The 17,478-nt window shown below is 57.0% G+C and carries 15 protein-coding genes and 1 tRNA gene; 11 read left to right on the top strand and 5 right to left on the bottom strand.

Going from position 1 to position 17,478, the window contains the following annotated elements; all coding sequences use genetic code 11:
- Positions 1-16: 16 nt before the first annotated feature.
- The 5 genes from KHU29_RS13685 to KHU29_RS13665 form a co-directional block, all read right to left on the bottom strand.
- Complete coding sequence (locus KHU29_RS13685) at positions 17-1,882, bottom strand: M61 family metallopeptidase (RefSeq protein WP_211453346.1); 1,866 nt, start codon at positions 1,880-1,882, stop codon at positions 17-19.
- A gap of 3 nt (positions 1,883-1,885) precedes the next feature.
- On the bottom strand, positions 1,886-2,344 hold the full coding sequence (locus tag KHU29_RS13680) for a DUF3429 domain-containing protein (protein ID WP_092415226.1): 459 nt from the start codon (positions 2,342-2,344) through the stop codon (positions 1,886-1,888).
- Positions 2,345-2,458: 114 nt separating this feature from the next.
- Complete coding sequence (locus KHU29_RS13675) at positions 2,459-3,049, bottom strand: nucleotidyltransferase family protein (RefSeq protein ID WP_211453345.1); 591 nt, start codon at positions 3,047-3,049, stop codon at positions 2,459-2,461.
- A 26-nt stretch (positions 3,050-3,075) separates the two neighbouring features.
- Positions 3,076-3,816 (bottom strand): DsbC family protein, encoded by a 741-nt coding sequence (locus tag KHU29_RS13670; protein WP_211453344.1) that lies wholly within the window; start codon positions 3,814-3,816, stop codon positions 3,076-3,078.
- A gap of 29 nt (positions 3,817-3,845) precedes the next feature.
- Positions 3,846-5,096 carry an FAD-dependent monooxygenase gene (locus tag KHU29_RS13665; RefSeq protein WP_211453343.1) on the bottom strand — a complete coding sequence of 417 codons (1,251 nt, stop codon included), beginning with the start codon at positions 5,094-5,096 and terminating at the stop codon, positions 3,846-3,848.
- A gap of 221 nt (positions 5,097-5,317) precedes the next feature.
- Here KHU29_RS13665 and KHU29_RS13660 point away from each other — a divergent pair.
- The 11 genes from KHU29_RS13660 (at position 5,318) to prmC (ending at position 17,242) form a co-directional block, all read left to right on the top strand.
- Positions 5,318-5,393: transfer RNA gene (locus KHU29_RS13660), tRNA-Phe, on the top strand.
- A 361-nt stretch (positions 5,394-5,754) separates the two neighbouring features.
- Complete coding sequence (minC, locus tag KHU29_RS13655; RefSeq protein ID WP_211453342.1) at positions 5,755-6,495, top strand: septum site-determining protein MinC; 741 nt, start codon at positions 5,755-5,757, stop codon at positions 6,493-6,495.
- 142 nt (positions 6,496-6,637) lie between these two features.
- Positions 6,638-7,453 (top strand): septum site-determining protein MinD, encoded by an 816-nt coding sequence (minD, locus tag KHU29_RS13650; protein WP_092415216.1) that lies wholly within the window; start codon positions 6,638-6,640, stop codon positions 7,451-7,453.
- Position 7,454: 1 nt separating this feature from the next.
- Positions 7,455-7,706: a cell division topological specificity factor MinE gene (gene minE, locus KHU29_RS13645; protein ID WP_092415214.1), complete on the top strand. Its 252-nt coding sequence runs from the start codon at positions 7,455-7,457 to the stop codon at positions 7,704-7,706.
- A 451-nt stretch (positions 7,707-8,157) separates the two neighbouring features.
- Entirely contained in the window at positions 8,158-8,847 is a 690-nt protein-coding gene (locus KHU29_RS13640) for a response regulator transcription factor (protein ID WP_211453341.1), read from the top strand.
- 40 nt (positions 8,848-8,887) lie between these two features.
- The gene (locus KHU29_RS13635; protein WP_211453340.1) at positions 8,888-10,585 is read left to right on the top strand and encodes a FecR domain-containing protein; all 1,698 of its coding nucleotides are present in this window, start codon (positions 8,888-8,890) and stop codon (positions 10,583-10,585) included.
- A gap of 56 nt (positions 10,586-10,641) precedes the next feature.
- Positions 10,642-13,044 (top strand): CHASE2 domain-containing protein, encoded by a 2,403-nt coding sequence (locus tag KHU29_RS13630; protein WP_211453339.1) that lies wholly within the window; start codon positions 10,642-10,644, stop codon positions 13,042-13,044.
- Between the two features lie 162 nt (positions 13,045-13,206).
- Positions 13,207-14,508, top strand: coding sequence for a glutamyl-tRNA reductase (gene hemA, locus KHU29_RS13625; RefSeq protein ID WP_211453338.1), 1,302 nt, complete (start codon positions 13,207-13,209; stop codon positions 14,506-14,508).
- 114 nt (positions 14,509-14,622) lie between these two features.
- Positions 14,623-15,705 carry a peptide chain release factor 1 gene (prfA, locus tag KHU29_RS13620; RefSeq protein WP_092355473.1) on the top strand — a complete coding sequence of 361 codons (1,083 nt, stop codon included), beginning with the start codon at positions 14,623-14,625 and terminating at the stop codon, positions 15,703-15,705.
- A 130-nt stretch (positions 15,706-15,835) separates the two neighbouring features.
- Positions 15,836-16,336 (top strand): disulfide bond formation protein B, encoded by a 501-nt coding sequence (locus tag KHU29_RS13615; protein ID WP_211453337.1) that lies wholly within the window; start codon positions 15,836-15,838, stop codon positions 16,334-16,336.
- A 30-nt stretch (positions 16,337-16,366) separates the two neighbouring features.
- Positions 16,367-17,242, top strand: coding sequence for a peptide chain release factor N(5)-glutamine methyltransferase (gene prmC / locus KHU29_RS13610; protein ID WP_211453336.1), 876 nt, complete (start codon positions 16,367-16,369; stop codon positions 17,240-17,242).
- Positions 17,243-17,478 lie beyond the last annotated feature (236 nt).

Raw genomic sequence — 17,478 nt, 5'->3', positions numbered from 1 at the left:
ACAGTAGGGTGGGCACTTAACGTCCGCTACGCCCTGCCAGCCACGCAGTACGCAGCGCCGGCACCAGTGCCGGTTTCGCGTCTGCCTTAATGCCTATTTGCGGCGCGCTATCAGCCAGCAACCTGACTCTGAAAGTCATCAACTCATCGCGCCGAAAAGCGTGGATGGTGACAGTGTCGCCAACCCGGTAACGCGCCAGCAGCGCATCCAGACTGCCAGGCACCCGGATACCGTCGACCGCTATCAGCACGTCGCCGGCCGACAAACCGGCGCGATGGGCCGCGCCGCCTTCATACACATTCGCCAGTTTGCAATCGCTGCCATTGCGCGCAGTGCGCACGCCGAGCGAAGGTTTACCCGGCTTGCGGCTATCGCTCAGCACAATGCCGGTCGGCGCCAATAATTTCGCCAGTGGCAAATCATCGGTTGCACGCACATAACGATCGAAGAAACGTTTCAGCTTGAGGCCGGTTACCTCATCGAACAGAGCTTCGACCGCAGCCTCGCCGACGCCGCGGCCACTCAACGCATTGTCTGCGTAAAAATCGCGGCCATACCTTTGCCACAAGGCGCGCATTACATCGTCCAGCGATTTCCGGCCTTTGGTTTCGCCACGGATTGTCAGGTCCAATGCTAGCGCCACCAGCGAGCCCTTGGTGTAATAGCTGACAATCGCATTAGGTGCGTTTTCGTCCTGGCGATAATATTTAACCCAGGCATCGAAGCTGGAATCGGCCACGCTTTGCTTATGCCGGCCGCTGCCTAGCAGCACGCCGTTGATGGTTTTCTCAATCAACTTGAAATAAGCCGGTTGATCAATCAAGCCGCTGCGCAACAGCATCAGATCATCGTAGTAACTGGTGAAACCTTCGAACAGCCATAACAAAGGCGTGTAATTTTCGACCTGCAGATCATAAGGCGCAAATGCTGCAGGCTTGATGCGCTTGACGTTCCAGGTATGGAAATATTCATGGCTGCACAGGCCGAGGAATGTGCGGTAGCCATCGCTCATTTCCGCCTGTCCCCTGATCGGCAAATCGGCGCGCGCGCAGATCAATGCAGTAGAAGCGCGATGCTCAAGCCCGCCATAACCGTCACCCACCGCCAGCGTCAGGAACACGTAGCGCTGCATCGGCGCGCGCTTGGCAAATTTGCTGCCGGCTGGTTCGAAGAAGGCGATCTGGGTTTCGCAAATCTTTTTCAGGTCGGCGCTCAGGCGCGCCATGTCCAGATTCGGCACATTGCCGGTAATCGCGATGTCATGCGGCACGCCATGCGCCTTGAAACTGGCTAGCTGGAAGGTGCCCATTTCGACCGGATGATCGATCAGTTCGTCGTAGTTGGCGGCGACATAACTACCGAAAGAACCGCGCTTGGCTTTCAGCGTCGGCAACGCGGTAGCGATGCGCCAGGCGTCATACGCATCGCCTTGCGGACGCTGAATATCGACGATGTGCAGCGTATTCTCCTGGCCGACCACGCGCAAGAATACGCTGGTACCGTTAAAGAAACCGTGAGTCTGGTCCAGATGCGCGGTACGCACCGACAGATCCCACGCATACACCAGGTAATGCAAGGTCAACGGCCCGTCGCACGGCGCCGCTTGCCATGAGTGCTTGTCGAGTTTCTTGAGGGAGATCTTGCGGCCTTTCGATTCGGCGCGAATTTGTACGATATTGCGAGCAAATTCGCGGATCATGTAACTACCGGGAATCCACGCCGGCAAAGCGACGATCTGTCCGACTGCCGCTGGTTCAGCAATCGTCAGCGTAACGGCAAACAGATGCGCGGCCGGATCGGCAGCGATGATGCTGTAGTTGAGACCGCTGTTCAGGCCACTGCGGGCGGATTTGGTAATTAATCTGGTAGTATTTTTTTTCATCATTTATCCCCGAACGTTACCGGCAATCACGGTTAGCATCAGCGCCGCTACCGCCACACAAGTCAATCTGAAACGCAGTTCAATAAACCAGGTCGGCAAGCCGTACCATGGGAACAGGCGTTTGTCGGCCTGATAAGCCGCAATGAAACCTGCAATCAGCAAAGCGAAACCAAAACCGCCGGCCATGGTCGAGAACCAGGCAATGCTGGTCGGCGCCACGCCCCAGACCAGGGCTTTTTTCGTGTGATCCGCCGACAAGTCGGCCCGCAATACCACCGCGCCCCAGTGGATTCCACCTAGAAAAGACAAGGCGGCGATGCCATAGGCAAGCTGGCCGCGAATGAAATCGCGGAGCCAGTCGGCGTTGACCAGCCAGCATGCCAGCGTCAGCAGCACGAACGGAATCAATCCGGCATAACCGAGTAAATGAATAAGGCGTTTGTTCAGGAAATGTGGATTCATCTGGAGGCTTCGTCAGGGAACGTCGGTTTGCAGATTCGCACAGGCTAATCACCTGCTGCGCAAAAAAGACGCTAGTGTAGCGGGATTGTGTGGATTAGGCCTAACCTCTGCCGATCACTGTCGTATATCGGCGACGATGTCGATATCCTGATGGATGCCCGGATCATTCACCGCCACCTCGACCACAGGAAATGCCTGCAGCAAGCTGCGCGCACCTTGATCGCCGTGCAATGCCAGCAGTTGCGGCAAATGTTTGCGGCTGAAACCAACCGGATTGCCGCGCCGGCCTTGACAGGTCGGCACCGCAATGTCAGCGCCCTGACGCAGAGCCGATGCCAATGCCTGGATAGTGCTTGATTGAAGATAAGGCATATCGGCCAGGGCAATCACCCAGCCGGCGGCATCCACGGTTTGTTGCAAACCGCAGACCAGCGACGACGCCATGCCGTCGTCGGCAGTGTCGCACTGGACCCAGGCATGGCCGGCAATTTGCGTCACCAGATCAGCTACGCCAGGACGCAAGACAACGCATATCGGCAGCGCTGCAGCCAAATTGCCGGCAGCAGATGCCAGTACGGTCCGACCGGACGCGGTCGGCAGCGGCTGCAATAATTTGCTGCGAACACCGCTAGGATCAAAACGCCGGCCGCGGCCTGCGGCCAGCAATAGGCCGACGATTTGTCCACTATATTGTTGAGGGCCCATGACGGGTTTCAGAATAGGAATCCAGCCTATTTCAAAGAGCTGAATTTAGCTTCCATTGTTTTGGCGTCGACCCAGCCCGGCACGCGTGAGCCATCGGCAAAGATAATCGTCGGAGTGCCGGTCACGTTCAATTTTTGACCGAGCGCCAGCACTTTGTCATTCGGCGCCTGGCAAGATGCCGGCGCCGCTGCGGCAGCTTTGCCATCGGCCATCAGGTCGGTCCAGGCTTTGTTGCGGTCCGCGCTGCACCAGACATTCCTGGCCTTGACTGCAGAGTCTTCTGCCAGGATGTTATACAGGAAGGTATACACGGTAACGTTATCGATTTCCGGCAAAGTGGTCTTGTGGAAGCGTTTGCAATAGCCGCAGTTGGGATCTTCGAATACAGCGATTACACGTTTGCCGTTACCTTTGACTTTTTTCATGGCCAAATCCAGCGGCAAATCCGAAAAATTCACCTTGCTCAACTCGTCCACCCGCTCCCGGGTAAAGTCGCGCGAAGATTGTGCATCCATGATCCGGCCGACAAAGACATACTTGGCTGCGGCATCGGTGTAAAAAATATCCTTGCCGACACGCACTTCAAACAAGCCGGAATAAGGAGTCTTGGTCACTTCATCGACCTTGGCGCCATCTCCCAGGCGCGGTTCTATCAGTTTCTTAACCGCAGCTTCCTGCAAAGTCTCGGCGCCGGCAACGCTTACCGACAATCCCATCAGGGCCACCAAGGTCGCCACGGCCATATACATCGCGCTTATTTTTTTCATCATCATTCCAGTTATTCCGGTTATTCCGGTTATTCGCTATCGGCTGCCCGACCCAAAGCGTGGGTCATCAGTTGTCTTTTTAAGACCGGTACATTATTCAGCAAGTTCAACCCGAGATTGCGCAGCAAACGTAGCGGACCGATATCAACACCAAACAATCGTTCCAATCCGTCGGTAGTCATTTGCATCAACAATATTTCTTCCTTGCGCGCGCGGGCATAACGCGCCAGCACGCGTTCATCGCCGCAATCGCGATGAACACCACGCTCGGCCAGCACCTGAATCAAAGCCGTGACATCGCCAAAACCGAGATTCATGCCGTGCCCGGCCAACGGATGCACCACGTGACCAGCATCGCCGATCAAGGCAACACGCGGCGCCACCAGAGCATGGGTTTTGAGCAAGGATAAAGGAAACGCTTGCGCCAGTTCCGGCTGCAAGGGTTGCAATTGGCCCAGCTTGTCGCTAGCCAGCATTGACAGGCGCGCGGCCAGTTGCGACAACGGTTCCTCTAACAAGGAAAGCGCCAGTGCCTCCGGCGCCGACCAGACCAAAGAGACGCGCTGTCCAGGCAACGGCAATAAGGCGACGATGCCTTCGGTTTCGGTAAACCATTGATAGGCAATGCCGTGATGCGGCTGCTCACAAGCGAAATTGGCGACCACGCCGCGCTGCCTATATGAGCGGTAATCGATGCCAATCTGGCATTGCCCCCGCACCCAGGATTGCGCACCGTCAGCCCCCACAATCAAGGCAGCGTCGATGGTTTCACCCGATTCCAACTGCAAAGTCGCGGCCGTCGCATCCACTTGCATCGCCTTTACGCGGCCGCTGAGCACGCGCACATTAGAGGCAAATTTCAGCGCTGCATCCAGCGCCTGGTTCAGATTGCCATCTTCAACTATCCATGCCAACGCATCGACATGCGCGCTGTAAGCATCGAATGTGAGAGTCCCGGCTGCACTGTCAGTCCCGCCTTTGATCGCCATGCCTTCCACGGCGCTGATACGCGCCGGATCCAAGGCATCCCACACCTTGACCGTCGACAGCAAGCTGCGCGCCACATGATTCAGTGCGTACACGCGTGTATCCCACACATCTGCCGATGCGACAGATGCGGTTGCGGGCTGCGCCATCCCCACCAGGGCGACGCGCAAACCCGTCTGCGCCAAACCCAGCGCCGCAGCCTTGCCAACGGCGCCATTGCCCACAATACAAATATCGTATTTGACCGTCGGCGCGGCGCCGCCATTTTTCGAGATTGATCCGATATCTTTCATGCAGCCATTATAGCGACTACGCTTGCAATGGCTTGCGGGCCGCCATAAATAGACTCACTGCGAGACTCACTGCGAGAATCACCGCGAGAGAGCACCCTGGCACCGGACTCGATGTTGCTGCCCGATATTCAAGCAAAGAAATGAGCAATCGAAAGTTTTTTCAAGAAGTTGCAACAAGGGGCTTTGCGGATCGAAAATGTTTTGCTATACTCCTGTCCCTTGGCCTGGTAGCTCAGTCGGTAGAGCAGAGGATTGAAAATCCTTGTGTCGGTGGTTCGATTCCGCCCCGGGCCACCAAAATCGGAAAAGGGCTTAGCTTCGGCTAAGCCCTTTTTGCATTTGTGGCGCGATATGGAGAAACTCAGAGAAACTCAAAGAAACGCAAAACGCGGAAATCCGCCGTTAGCGCCGCCTGGCTCAGGTAAAGTTGCAGATGAGACCAATGTGGTGGGCAAGTGTTGGCAAGTAGTGACAAGTAAAGGCAGGTAACAACAGATAACGGCAATGCTTTTTTCGTGATCGCCCGGAGATTTGGTAAGATCACGAATTACGACAATATTTTATATACCGTTAAAGCGAACCAATTGCCGTCTAAACGTTCTATAAACCAATTCGCCAGCACTTTCCGCCTTGGTTTACCCATACACCTCACTGCTTTATGCTCAAAAACAAATCCCGCAAGCCGATTGAAATAAAAATTGCAACTGTGGTCGCCGTATCCGCCATCCTGCATGATTCCGATCCGATGGCATTAGAAGCTGCTCTGCAGGAGATGACCGGCGGCACCGCCGACTTCTTTGACAATGAGTTTGCGGTCATTGATGTGGCAGCGCTGGGATCGGACCGGCCGCCAATAGATTGGCCGCAATTGATTGCCCTTCTGAAGAAATATCGCTTGAATGCAGTTGCGGTGCGTAATGCCCCTGCAGAAATGGAAGACGGCATCATCGCCAGCGGACTGAGCATCGATCACGTCGTGGCCGCGCGCCAGGAACCTGCGGCCCCGCCCCCGCCGCCACCTGCCGCCGTCGCAATCCCTCCCCGCCCCGCCGCCAGCACCATGATTATCGATACGCCGATCCGGGCCGGACAACGGATTTATGCGCGCGACGCCGACCTGGTCATTACCGCCACGGTCAACAACGGCGCCGAAATCATTGCCGACGGCAGCATCCACGTCTACGCGCCATTGCGCGGGCGGGCGCTGGCCGGCGCCAGCGGCGATACCTCGGCACGTATTTTTGCGGCGAGCATGGAGGCCGAACTGGTTTCCATCGCCGGCGTGTATCGCACTTTTGAAAACGGCCTGCCGCCGGAGCAAAAGGGCCAGCCGGCACAAATTCGCCTGAGTGGCGACCGGATTGACGTACTATCGCTCAATTCCGCGTCACGTAATTAAGGAAATCTGCTCTTTATACTGGTCTTTATACATTAACCGTTTTATCTAATCAGTTGGGGACAGAGTCGCACGGAAAGTGGAATTCGCCGCGCTTCGTTGACTATCAGACTCTGTCCGGCAATGCATAACAAAGGAGCTCTTCGTGGCAAAAATCATCGTTGTTACGTCCGGCAAAGGCGGAGTTGGCAAGACCACCTCCAGCGCCAGTTTTGCATCGGGTCTGGCCATGCGCGGTCATAAAACGGCTGTGCTCGACTTTGACGTCGGCCTGCGCAATCTGGATTTGATCATGGGCTGTGAACGGCGTGTGGTGTACGATCTGATCAATGTGGTCAACAAGGAAGCAACGCTGACCCAGGCCCTGATCAAGGACAAGCATTGCGAAAACCTGTTCATTTTGCCGGCTTCGCAAACCCGCGACAAGGATGCCTTGACCGAAGAAGGTGTTGAGAATGTTCTCAACGATCTGGTTAAAATGGATTTCGAATACATCATTTGCGATTCGCCGGCCGGCATTGAACGCGGTGCCGTGATGGCGCTGACATTCGCCGACGAAGCGATTGTCGTGACCAACCCTGAAGTGTCGTCAGTGCGCGACTCGGATCGCATCCTTGGCATCATCCAGGCAAAATCGCGGCGCGCGCAAAACGGCGGCGAACCGGTCAAGGAACATTTGCTGATCACCCGTTATTCGGCGAAACGCGTCGACGCCGGCGAAATGCTGTCGTACACCGACGTTCAAGACATTCTGCGCATCCCTCTGGTTGGCATCATTCCTGAGTCGGAATCGGTATTGCACGCTTCCAACCAGGGCAACCCGGCGATTCACATCAAAGGTAGCGATGTCGCCCTGGCCTACGAAGACGTAGTGTCGCGCTTCCTCGGCGAAGAACTCCCCCTGCGCTTTACCTCCTATGAAAAGCCGGGTTTCTTGCACCGCATTTTTGGAGGGAAATAACATGGCATTGCTCTCGTTCTTGTTTAACAGCAAGCCCAAAACGGCATCGGCCGCCAAGGAACGTCTGCAAATCATCATTGCCCGCGAGCGCAATGGCCGCAACGGGCACGATTTCCTGCCTGCCTTGCATAAAGAGCTGATTGAAGTCATTTCGAAATACACCAAGGTAAACGCCGACGACATCAAGATTTCCCTCGATCGCCAGGGAAATCTTGAGGTATTGGACGTCAACGTGGTGCTGCCGGACGCGTAATCGCTCACGTAATAATCGCTCACGTAAGTTAGTTCGCATCTGACGATATCACAGGCTGAACTCGGCGCAACCCCGCGCCGGTAAATGTCGCACAACGACTTGGCCCGGATTCCTGACGCGAGCGGCAGCGCATTATTGCGTGCCGCTGGTGGAATTTTACTAATCCCGTCATAAACTGTATGCAACCTCTGTATGACAACCTCGTACATGACAACCTCGATCGTCGCCATAGCGCCAAAACAGACGCTATAGCGGCTAAAGTTTGGCAATGAACTGGTCAAACGCATCTGACACCACTGAACTTTTATTTTTTGTGGCAATTGCAATACATTGGGAAAAAATATAGAACATTTATCTACAGCAATGTAGCGATAAGATTAATATACTCCTTGTATTCGCCACAACACCGATGCCGGCCACCAGCGCTGACATCATCTAACATAGTTAATATATGAGAATTGCTGTCCTTGATGACGACCCCAGTCAAACCGATCTAGTTTGCCAGGTGCTCACATCCAGTGGGCATGTCTGCCATCCATTCCAGAGCGGGAAAGAAATATTGAATCAGCTGCGTAGGGAAAGCTACGACATGCTGGTTCTGGATTGGCAGGTCCCGGATCTCAGTGGCCCAGAGGTGTTGCGCTGGGTAAGAGAGAAGCTGCCCAAGACTATCCCGGTCCTGTTCATCACCAGCCGCTCCGGTGAAGACGACATCGTCGAAGGCCTGGCGGCCGGTGCTGACGACTACATGATCAAGCCGATCCGGCGCAGCGAGCTGGTAGCGCGCGTGCAGGCTCTGTTGCGACGCGCCTACCCGATCCAGAACTCGAGCGAACAAATCGTATTTAACGACTATTTGTTTGAAACGCGTTCTGGCCGCCTGACCCTGGCCGGCAAGCCGATTGAGATTACCCAAAAGGAATTCGACCTGGCTTTGTTGTTTTTTCGCAACCTTGGACGCCCTCTTTCACGCGCTTATATTCTCGAGGCAGTCTGGTCGCGCGATGTCGACATTCCCTCCCGGACCATGGATACGCACGTCTCGCGGGTACGGAGTAAGTTACAATTACGACCAGAAAACGGCTATCGACTCGCACCGGTTTATAGCTACGGGTATCGACTGGAACAACTAACAGGATAAGGCGCCTTTCGGTTGCGCTGATTCAGACAGAAATGTGGATATGCGCAGCACACTAAAAAAAACAGCTTTCCTGGCACTTTCCTTTGCTGCGTCCACGCTCTCGCTTGCAGCGCCACCTTCGGTTCCACCCGCAGCTTCACCGGCGCCGAATCCATCCTCGCTGCAAGTGGGTGCGGCAACCGTTACTTACCGCGCCCAGCCCGGCGATACCTTGAGCGTCATTGCAGAGCAACTGACTGCCAACAAGAACAACTGGGTGCAATTGGCAAAACTCAACCGCATCGGGAACGACCGCACGATTCCGGTCGGCACCGCCATCATCATCCCGGTAGCGCTGCTGCAGGACGATCCGAGCACGGCCCAGGTAGCCGCCATGTCCGGCAATATCGGCGCTGTCGCCGCCGATGGCCGCCCGATCGACATCAGCATCGGCGCCATACTGAGCGAAGGCACCATCATCAATACCGGCAGCAACAGCTTCCTGTCGCTCAGCCTGCCCGATCAATCGCATATCGCACTGCCCTCCAACAGCCAGGTAAAACTAAGCAAGCTGCGTACTGCACGTTACACCCGCAGCCCGCGCACTGAAATCACGCTGCTGAAAGGCCGGGTCGAATCCAAAGTCTCGCCGCTGGACAAAAACAAGGGCCGTTTCGAAGTCCGTTCGCCGTTGGCGGTTGCAGGTGTGCGCGGCACCGATTTCCGGGTCGGCCTGGTCGGCGACAGCGTCACGACCGAAGTGTTGAGCGGTGGCGTTGCGGTGGCACAGAAAAGCCAGCCGCCAGCACTGACCTTGCACCCGGGCCAAGGTAACGTGACCAATGCCAAAGGAGTGGGCAAGGCTGTCGCGCTGTTGCAGGCGCCGCAACTCAAGGGACAGCCACAATTGCAAGAACGGCCAACTGTGCGCTTTACCGTCGCTCCGATAGCTGGCGCACATGGCTATCGCGCGCAAATCGCCACCGACGCCGATGCGCGCAATATCGTTAGCGAGACCGGGTCGGACAATCCTGACATCAAGATCAACGGACTTGAGGACGGTGCATATTTCGTCCGCATCACCGCGCTCGACCAAACTGGCTTGCAAGGCATCCCGCAGATAACTGCGTTTAAACTGAAAGCGCGGCCAGAGCCGCCTATTTCGATCGAACCAAAAAATAAATCGCGCAGCGAAGATGTGATGTTTAGCTGGGCCGAAGTCGGCAACGCGCAAGCCTATCATTTGCAAGTCGCCAGCGACGCTGAATTCAAACAGCTGGTGGTTGACCAGGCCGCCCTCGCTGCGCCGCAATTCAACGCCGGCAAACTGCCGTTGGGGACCTACTACTGGCGCGTAGCGACCATCGTCGAGCAAACTAACGGCCGCGATCAAGGGCCTTACTGCGACCCGCACAGCTTTGACTTGCTGCCGGCGCTGCAAGTGCCCAAGATTGCCGATGCGATTGACGGCGACCTGTCATTCCGCTGGAGTGCAGAGCCGGGGCAAACATTCCTGGTCGAGATCGGCCGCGACGCCGGCTTCTCGGCACTGCTGTTGACGCAAACCACGACGACACCGGAAATCAACGTGCCGCGCCCAGCCAGCGGCATCTATTTCATTCGTATCAAAGCCACTGATTCGGACGGTTACGCGGGGCCGTTTTCGCCCTCGCAAAAAGTCTATATCGGCAGCCGCTGGGTCGCCGGCGACGGCTCGCCTTTGCTCAATGCCGGCGGCAATACCCAGGCTGGATATTAAATCAGCCTAAATCAACCTAAGCCAGCCGCAACCATGCAAATCCTCGCCAACCGGTCATGATCAAGCAGGTTATACCGCTCATCAAACGGGTGGCGTTTCGCCAATGGATGGCGATTACCATCCTGATGTTGATCGTGGCCGGCAGCATGGGTTATGTGAACGGCCTCGGCCGTCTCGACAGAACCTTGTATGACCAGTTCATGCGAGCCGATTCGCGGCCGGCGCGGGACGACATCATCATCGTCGCCATCGACGATTACAGCATCAGCAAACTGGGCCGCTGGCCATGGGACCGCAGTCTGCACGCCAAACTGCTGAACCGGATCATGCACGCCAACCCGCTGGCGATCGGGCTCGATGTCATCATGCCGGAAGCCGAGCAAGGGCAATCTCCCGGCCAACGAGGAGATGACCGCGCACTGGCCAAGGCGCTTGCGGCCAGCAAGCTGACGGTGTTGCCGATTGTCGTCGCCAGTGCCGGTCCCGGCCTCAAGGCTTTGTTGCCGACATCGGATTTTCTCGCTGCCACCCGCAGTGTCGGCCATATCCATCTGGAACTCGATCCGGACGGCGTCGTGCGCAGTGTCTTTCTGCAAGAAGGCCAGGACGGCAAATGGTGGCCGCATTTTTCGGTAGCGCTGGCCGGTGTCGCCGGACAAAAAATTACCCAGGCAGACGGCGGCCTGCCAGGTGCACGGGTAGGCAGCACGCCAGTTGACCCCGACCAGCACAAGGCAGACAGCTGGCAACGCGATTATCAAATCCAGATTCCGTTCGCCGGCAGCAGCGGCCATTTCCGCTCGGTGCCTTATGCCTCGGTATTGCGCGGCGATGTTCCCGATCAGTTTTTTACCGGCAAATACGTGCTGATCGGCGCCACGGCGCTCGGCATGGCGGATACTTTCCCGACCCCGGTATCGGGCACCTCCGGCGTCATGTCGGGCATCGAGATCAATGCCAACATCCTGGCGGGCCTGCTCGATCACAAAACGATCAGTATCGCGCGGCCTTTGCAGACGGCGTTGTTCAGCATCGTTCCGGTCCTGATCGCGCTATCGAGTTACTTGCTGTGGACGCCGCGCATTTCCTTGCTGATCACGGTAGCCCTGATGCTGCTGACGATGGCAGTCAGCTATTTCCTGTTGACGCTGGGGTTCTGGATCGCCCCGACCGCCGCTTTGATCGCGCTGGCCATCGCCCATCCCATATGGAACTGGATCCGCCTCGAATCGGCGATTTCCTATCTTGGGCAGGAATTCATGTTGCTGGACCAGGAACCGCATCTGCTGCCCGAAGTGAATTCCGAACCGGGGCCGCAACAGGTGGAAGACTTGCTTGAGCAACGCATCAATGCCATGCGCGTTGCCGCGCGCCGGGTGCGCGATTTGCGCCAGTTTATTTCCGATAGCGTGAATAGCCTGCCTGACGCCACCTTGATCACCACCATCGATGGCCATGTGCTGGTGTCCAATCAATTTGCCCGGGACTACTTCGCCGCAGCCGGCATACGGAATATCGACGGTGCGCTATTGCCCTATCTGTTTTCCAACATGAGTACGCCCCAGGCAAGCAATTCCTCGGCCGGCCATACCTTCAGCTGGTGGGACCTGATCGATCTCGAACACGTATCGACCCTGGCCAACGGCACCACGGTACAGGACCAGCAAGGACGCGACCTGCTGATCAAAAGCGGCCCCTGCCATTCTGCCCACCAGGTTCTGACCGGCTGGATCGTCAGTATTGTCGACATCACCGTTATCCGTGCCGCAGAACGCAGCCGGGATGAGACCCTGCGCTTTCTGTCGCATGACATGCGCGCGCCGCAAGCCTCGATCCTGGCGTTGCTCGAATTACAGGGAAATCCTTCCTCGGCATTGCCGCAAAAGGAATTCTTCGCCCGGCTCGAGCAAGCTGCGCGCAAGACCTTGGGACTAGCTGATAATTTTGTCCAGCTGGCGCGCGCCGAATCGTCCGAGTACCGGCTCGAAGTAGTGGATTTCCAGGATGTGCTGTACGACGCCGTCGATGAAATGTGGAGTCTTTCCAATAATAAGAAAATCGAGCTGATCACCGATATCGAAGGCCAGGAATTCCTGACCAATATCGATCGGTCGCTGATGGCGCGGACGCTGTGCAACCTGATTTCCAACGCCATCAGCTATAGCCTGCCGGATACCAGGGTTACCTGCACCCTGCGCCTGAAATACGTCAAATTGCTGCCACAGATAGTCTGCCGAATCAGCGACCGGGGGTTTGGCATTGCGCCACACGACCAAGCCAGGTTATTTCAGCGTTACCAACGTGTCAGCGCCCCCGGTCAGCCCCATACAGATGGCACCGGCCTCGGCCTGGTATTCGTAAAAACCGTGGTAGAGCGCCATTTCGGTGAAATCGCGCTGGAAAGCACTTTGGGCGAAGGCAGCACTTTCATTGTGACATTGCCAGCTCTCACCAGCTAAGTTGCTGCGAAACCACGACTGAGCCACGACTTAGCCACGGCTAAGTCACCATTAAGCAGCAATCGGCCATAGCCAGACTGGAACTTCTTCCTTGGCTACTAAGAGTATAATCTTGGGTTAACAATATTACGATTTTGCTATTCCCTGCTGCCAATTGCACCTATGCACCTGCTAACCGTCGGACTCAACCACACCACCGCGCCTGTTTCCTTGCGCGAAAAGGTGGCTTTCCCGGCTGACCAGATCGGTCAGGCGGTGATGGCGGCGCGCGCCTGGTTTGGCGGCGGCAACGGCCCCAGCATGTCGGATGAAGCTGCGATTCTGTCAACCTGCAACCGCACCGAACTGTATGCGGCCGGCAATTTTCAGCACGGCGGCGCCGATGCTATCGACACTTCGATTGACTCCACCGCACATTTCCTCGCGCATTACCATCAGCTGCCCTACGCCGACTTGCGGCCGCATTTGTACACATTGCCGCAAGACAATGCTGTACGCCACGCATTCCGGGTGGCTTCGGGACTCGATTCGATGGTGCTGGGGGAAGCGCAAATCCTTGGCCAGATGAAGGATGCGGTGCGCCATGCGGAAGCGGCCGGCGGACTCGGCACTTATTTGCACCAATTGTTCCAACGCACCTTTGCGGTCGCCAAGGAAGTGCGCAGCACCACTGAAATCGGCGCCCATAGCGTCTCCATGGCCGCCGCCGCTGTGCGTATGTCGGAACGCATTTTCGATACTATCGCCGGGCAGCATGTCTTGTTTATCGGCGCCGGCGAAATGATCGAGTTATGCGCCACCCACTTTGCTGCGCAAAATCCGAAATCCCTGACGGTAGCCAACCGCACCCTGGAACGCGCCGAATTGCTGGCACACCGTTTCGACGGCAAAGCGATACGGCTGGCTGATCTGCCGACGCAACTGGGTAATTTCGACATCATCGTTTCATGCACCGCGTCGAGCTTGCCGATTATCGGCCTCGGCATGGTCGAGCGCGCCGTCAAGGCACGGCGCCACAAACCGATGTTCATGCTGGATCTGGCGGTGCCACGCGATATAGAGACGGAAATCGGCCGTCTCGACGACATTTTCCTGTACACCGTCGACGATCTCGGTTCGATCGTGCAAACCGGCATGGAAAACCGCCAGGCCGCGGTGGCGCAGGCGGAAGCCATCATCGAGACCCGCGTGCAATCATTCATGCACTGGGTCGATAACCGGGCGGTGGTGCCGGTGATCCAGGACCTGCAGGAATCGAGCGAAGCCATGCGCCGGCTGGAGCTGGAACGGGCGCGCAAGATGCTGGCCAAGGGCGAAGATATCGAAGTCGTCCTGGAAGCTCTCTCCAAAGGCTTGACCGCCAAGTTCATGCACGGCCCGCAACAGGCTTTGCACAATGCCCAGGGCGACGAACGTGCGCGCCTGGCTGCACTCCTGCCGCAACTGTTCCGCACTAAACGTTAGCGCGCCTGCGCTATAGCCGCACGGCCGCGCCAGTCGCATGCCCTGCGCGTGACGTTTTTGTTGTTTTCTCCTTTGACTCACCCCTTATTTGCCTTATCTTCACTGAAACCCGCCATGAAACCATCAATGCTCGCCAAGCTCGATCAACTTGCCAATCGCCTGGTCGAAGTCAACGACTTGCTGATGCAGGAGGACGCCACCGCCAGCATGGACAGCTATCGCAAGCTGACGCGCGAGCATGCAGAACTGGGGCCATTGGTAGCGCTATACCAGTCCTATCTGCAAGCCGCCGCCGACATCGAAGCGGCGCAGGAAATGCAATCCGATCCCGACATGAAGGAATTCGCCCAGGATGAGATCCTGGCGGCGAAGGCGCGCATGGAACAACTTCAGGGCGACCTGCAAAAAATGCTGCTGCCCAAAGATCCTAACGACGAGCGCAATATTTTCCTGGAAATCCGCGCCGGCACCGGTGGCGACGAATCGGCGCTGTTCGCCGGCGACCTGCTGCGGATGTACACGCGCTTCGCCGAACGCAATCGCTGGCAAGTGGAAATGGTATCGGAATCGGCATCGGAAATCGGCGGCTACAAAGAAGTGATCGTGCGCGTCATCGGTTTTGGCGCGTACTCCAAGCTCAAGTTCGAATCCGGCGGCCATCGCGTGCAACGGGTGCCCGCCACGGAAACCCAGGGCCGTATCCATACTTCCGCGTGCACCGTGGCCATCATGCCGGAGGCGGATGAAGTCGGCGATGTCGACATCAACCCTGCCGATATCCGTATCGATACCTACCGCGCCTCGGGCGCCGGCGGCCAGCACATCAACAAGACCGATTCGGCCGTACGCATCACCCACATGCCGACCGGCATCGTGGTTGAATGCCAGGACGACCGCAGCCAGCACAAGAACAAGGCATCCGCCCTGAAAGTGCTGGCGGCCCGCATCAAGGACGGCCAGCTACGCGCACAGCAATCGAAAGAAGCCGCCACCCGCAAATCGCTGATCGGCTCCGGCGACCGCAGTGAACGGATTCGCACCTACAATTTCCCGCAGGGCCGGATGACCGATCATCGCATCAACCTGACCTTGTACAAGCTCGACTTCATCATGGATGGCGATCTGGAAGAGCTGACCAATGCGCTGGCTGCAGAGCATCAGGCCGACTTGCTGGCGGCACTGGGCGACGCGGTGTAAGCCGCAGTGTCAACATTCCCCAGGCAATCTATAATCGCCTAGGCTGGGATCAGGTGAGGAACCAAGCGCCGCAGCCGTCATCTGATGCACGACATAGTTGTTTTTTCCGACCCACCATCATCGACTAAAAATGAAAACATCCAAATCCGTTTTGCTTGCAGTCGCTTTCATCGCCCTGGCCATCTTGGCTGCCGCACTGTATCTGCAGCACTTCCAGGATATGCAGCCGTGTCCACTGTGCGTGATCCAGCGCTATGCATTCGCGGCGATCGCGCTGGTTTGCCTGATCTGCGCCAGCCTGCCAAGCGGTGCTCAAAAAGCCGGCGCCGGACTGGGTATTCTGGCGGGACTGGGCGGCGCCGGCACTGCCATCTGGCATTTGTGGATCATCGCTCACCCATCGACTTCATGCGGCAGAGATGCACTGGAAGCGCCAATGAACGCACTGCCACCGGCCACCTTGCTGCCATCCGTGTTCAAGGTTGACGCTTATGCACTCTGCTCGACTCCTTACGACCCGATCCTCGGCCTGTCGATACCGCAATGGTCACTAGTGTGGTCTGTGGTGCTGGTCGTGATCCTGGTTGCCACGCTGTTCAAGGGCAACGGTAGCGGCAATGGCCGCTATTAACACCAGCCAACTCCGGTCGCGGTTAATTTAATGCCTGGGATTTCCGACACTTTTGCGATACCAGCCGGCAGCAGCATTGCCGCGGTATTGAAGCAGGCGCCGCTGGATCCGCTGGAGAACCGCATTCTGCTGATGCATGCGCTGGGGTTGACACGGATACAGCTGATTACCCAGGACGAGCGGGTTATCGATGCCCAGCAAGCACAACAACTTTCAGCCTTGTTTCAACGACGCCTGATGGGTGAGCCGATTGCCTATATCGTCGGCCAACGCGAATTTTACGGCTTGCAGCTCGAAGTCACGCCGGACGTCTTGATCCCGCGCCCGGAGACTGAATTGCTGGTCGATCTGGCGTTACAGCATCTGCCCGCTGCCGATACCCGGAACACGCCGAGCGTGCTTGATCTGGGCACCGGTTCGGGCGCCATCGCGATTGCCATTGCTCATAGCCGTCCTGACCTGAAGGTAACGGCACTGGATGTCAGCGCGGCTGCGTTAGCCGTAGCCAGCCGAAACGCGGCACGCCACCTGACGCCAGGCCACTCCCGACTACAGCTATTGCAAAGCAGCTGGTATAGCGCGTTAGCGGACCAAGGTTTCGATGTGATCGTTGCCAACCCACCGTATATCGTTGCCGGCGATAGCCATCTCGCCCTAGGTGACTTGCGCTTCGAACCGCAAGATGCGCTGACCGACCACGCGGATGGCTTGAGCGCGCTGCGCAGCATTATCGACGGCGCCGGCCGTCACCTGAAAGATGGCGGCTGGTTGTTGATGGAGCACGGCTACGACCAGGCCTCGGCAGTACGCACGTTGTTGCAGGCGCAGCAGTTCGATGCGGTGCAAAGCTGGACGGATATTGCGGCTATCGAACGCGTCAGCGGCGGTAGATATAAAGCACCGTAAAGCGCTCCGCGAAGTGCACCGCAAAGCACAGTAGATTAGAAAACAAAAAGCGCGGCAGGCCGTAATGCCGTTCAGTTAAGTGATATGACGTGGCCAGCCGCCACGGCGGCTCCGTCATCCCCGCGAACGCGCACTGCTGTCCGGAATAATTTTATTGACATTGTCATCAGAATAGTCCTGGCTGGAGTTGTGCTATTTGACTAGCTTCGCGTCTTCGTCGTCGATAGCTTGAATCC

This window comes from Collimonas antrihumi, assembly GCF_018304965.1.
Lineage (GTDB): Bacteria > Pseudomonadota > Gammaproteobacteria > Burkholderiales > Burkholderiaceae_D > Collimonas > Collimonas antrihumi.
Note: the sequence above shows the minus strand (reverse complement) of the source record. Positions and strands in the feature narration are given on the sequence as shown.

Excerpts from the sequence above, each read along its gene's own strand:
- KHU29_RS13685 (WP_211453346.1), bottom strand. The coding sequence starts at position 1,882 with ATGAAAAAAAATACTACCAGATTAATTACCAAATCCGCCCGCAGTGGC.
- minC (WP_211453342.1), top strand. The coding sequence starts at position 5,755 with ATGCTCAAAAACAAATCCCGCAAGCCGATTGAAATAAAAATTGCAACT.
- KHU29_RS13670 (WP_211453344.1), bottom strand. The coding sequence starts at position 3,816 with ATGAAAAAAATAAGCGCGATGTATATGGCCGTGGCGACCTTGGTGGCC.
- KHU29_RS13680 (WP_092415226.1), bottom strand. The coding sequence starts at position 2,344 with ATGAATCCACATTTCCTGAACAAACGCCTTATTCATTTACTCGGTTAT.
- KHU29_RS13635 (WP_211453340.1), top strand. The coding sequence starts at position 8,888 with ATGCGCAGCACACTAAAAAAAACAGCTTTCCTGGCACTTTCCTTTGCT.
- KHU29_RS13630 (WP_211453339.1), top strand. The coding sequence starts at position 10,642 with ATGATCAAGCAGGTTATACCGCTCATCAAACGGGTGGCGTTTCGCCAA.
- KHU29_RS13640 (WP_211453341.1), top strand. The coding sequence starts at position 8,158 with ATGAGAATTGCTGTCCTTGATGACGACCCCAGTCAAACCGATCTAGTT.
- KHU29_RS13675 (WP_211453345.1), bottom strand. The coding sequence starts at position 3,049 with ATGGGCCCTCAACAATATAGTGGACAAATCGTCGGCCTATTGCTGGCC.
- prmC (WP_211453336.1), top strand. The coding sequence starts at position 16,367 with ATGCCTGGGATTTCCGACACTTTTGCGATACCAGCCGGCAGCAGCATT.
- prfA (WP_092355473.1), top strand. The coding sequence starts at position 14,623 with ATGAAACCATCAATGCTCGCCAAGCTCGATCAACTTGCCAATCGCCTG.
- minE (WP_092415214.1), top strand. The coding sequence starts at position 7,455 with ATGGCATTGCTCTCGTTCTTGTTTAACAGCAAGCCCAAAACGGCATCG.
- KHU29_RS13665 (WP_211453343.1), bottom strand. The coding sequence starts at position 5,096 with ATGAAAGATATCGGATCAATCTCGAAAAATGGCGGCGCCGCGCCGACG.
- KHU29_RS13615 (WP_211453337.1), top strand. The coding sequence starts at position 15,836 with ATGAAAACATCCAAATCCGTTTTGCTTGCAGTCGCTTTCATCGCCCTG.
- hemA (WP_211453338.1), top strand. The coding sequence starts at position 13,207 with ATGCACCTGCTAACCGTCGGACTCAACCACACCACCGCGCCTGTTTCC.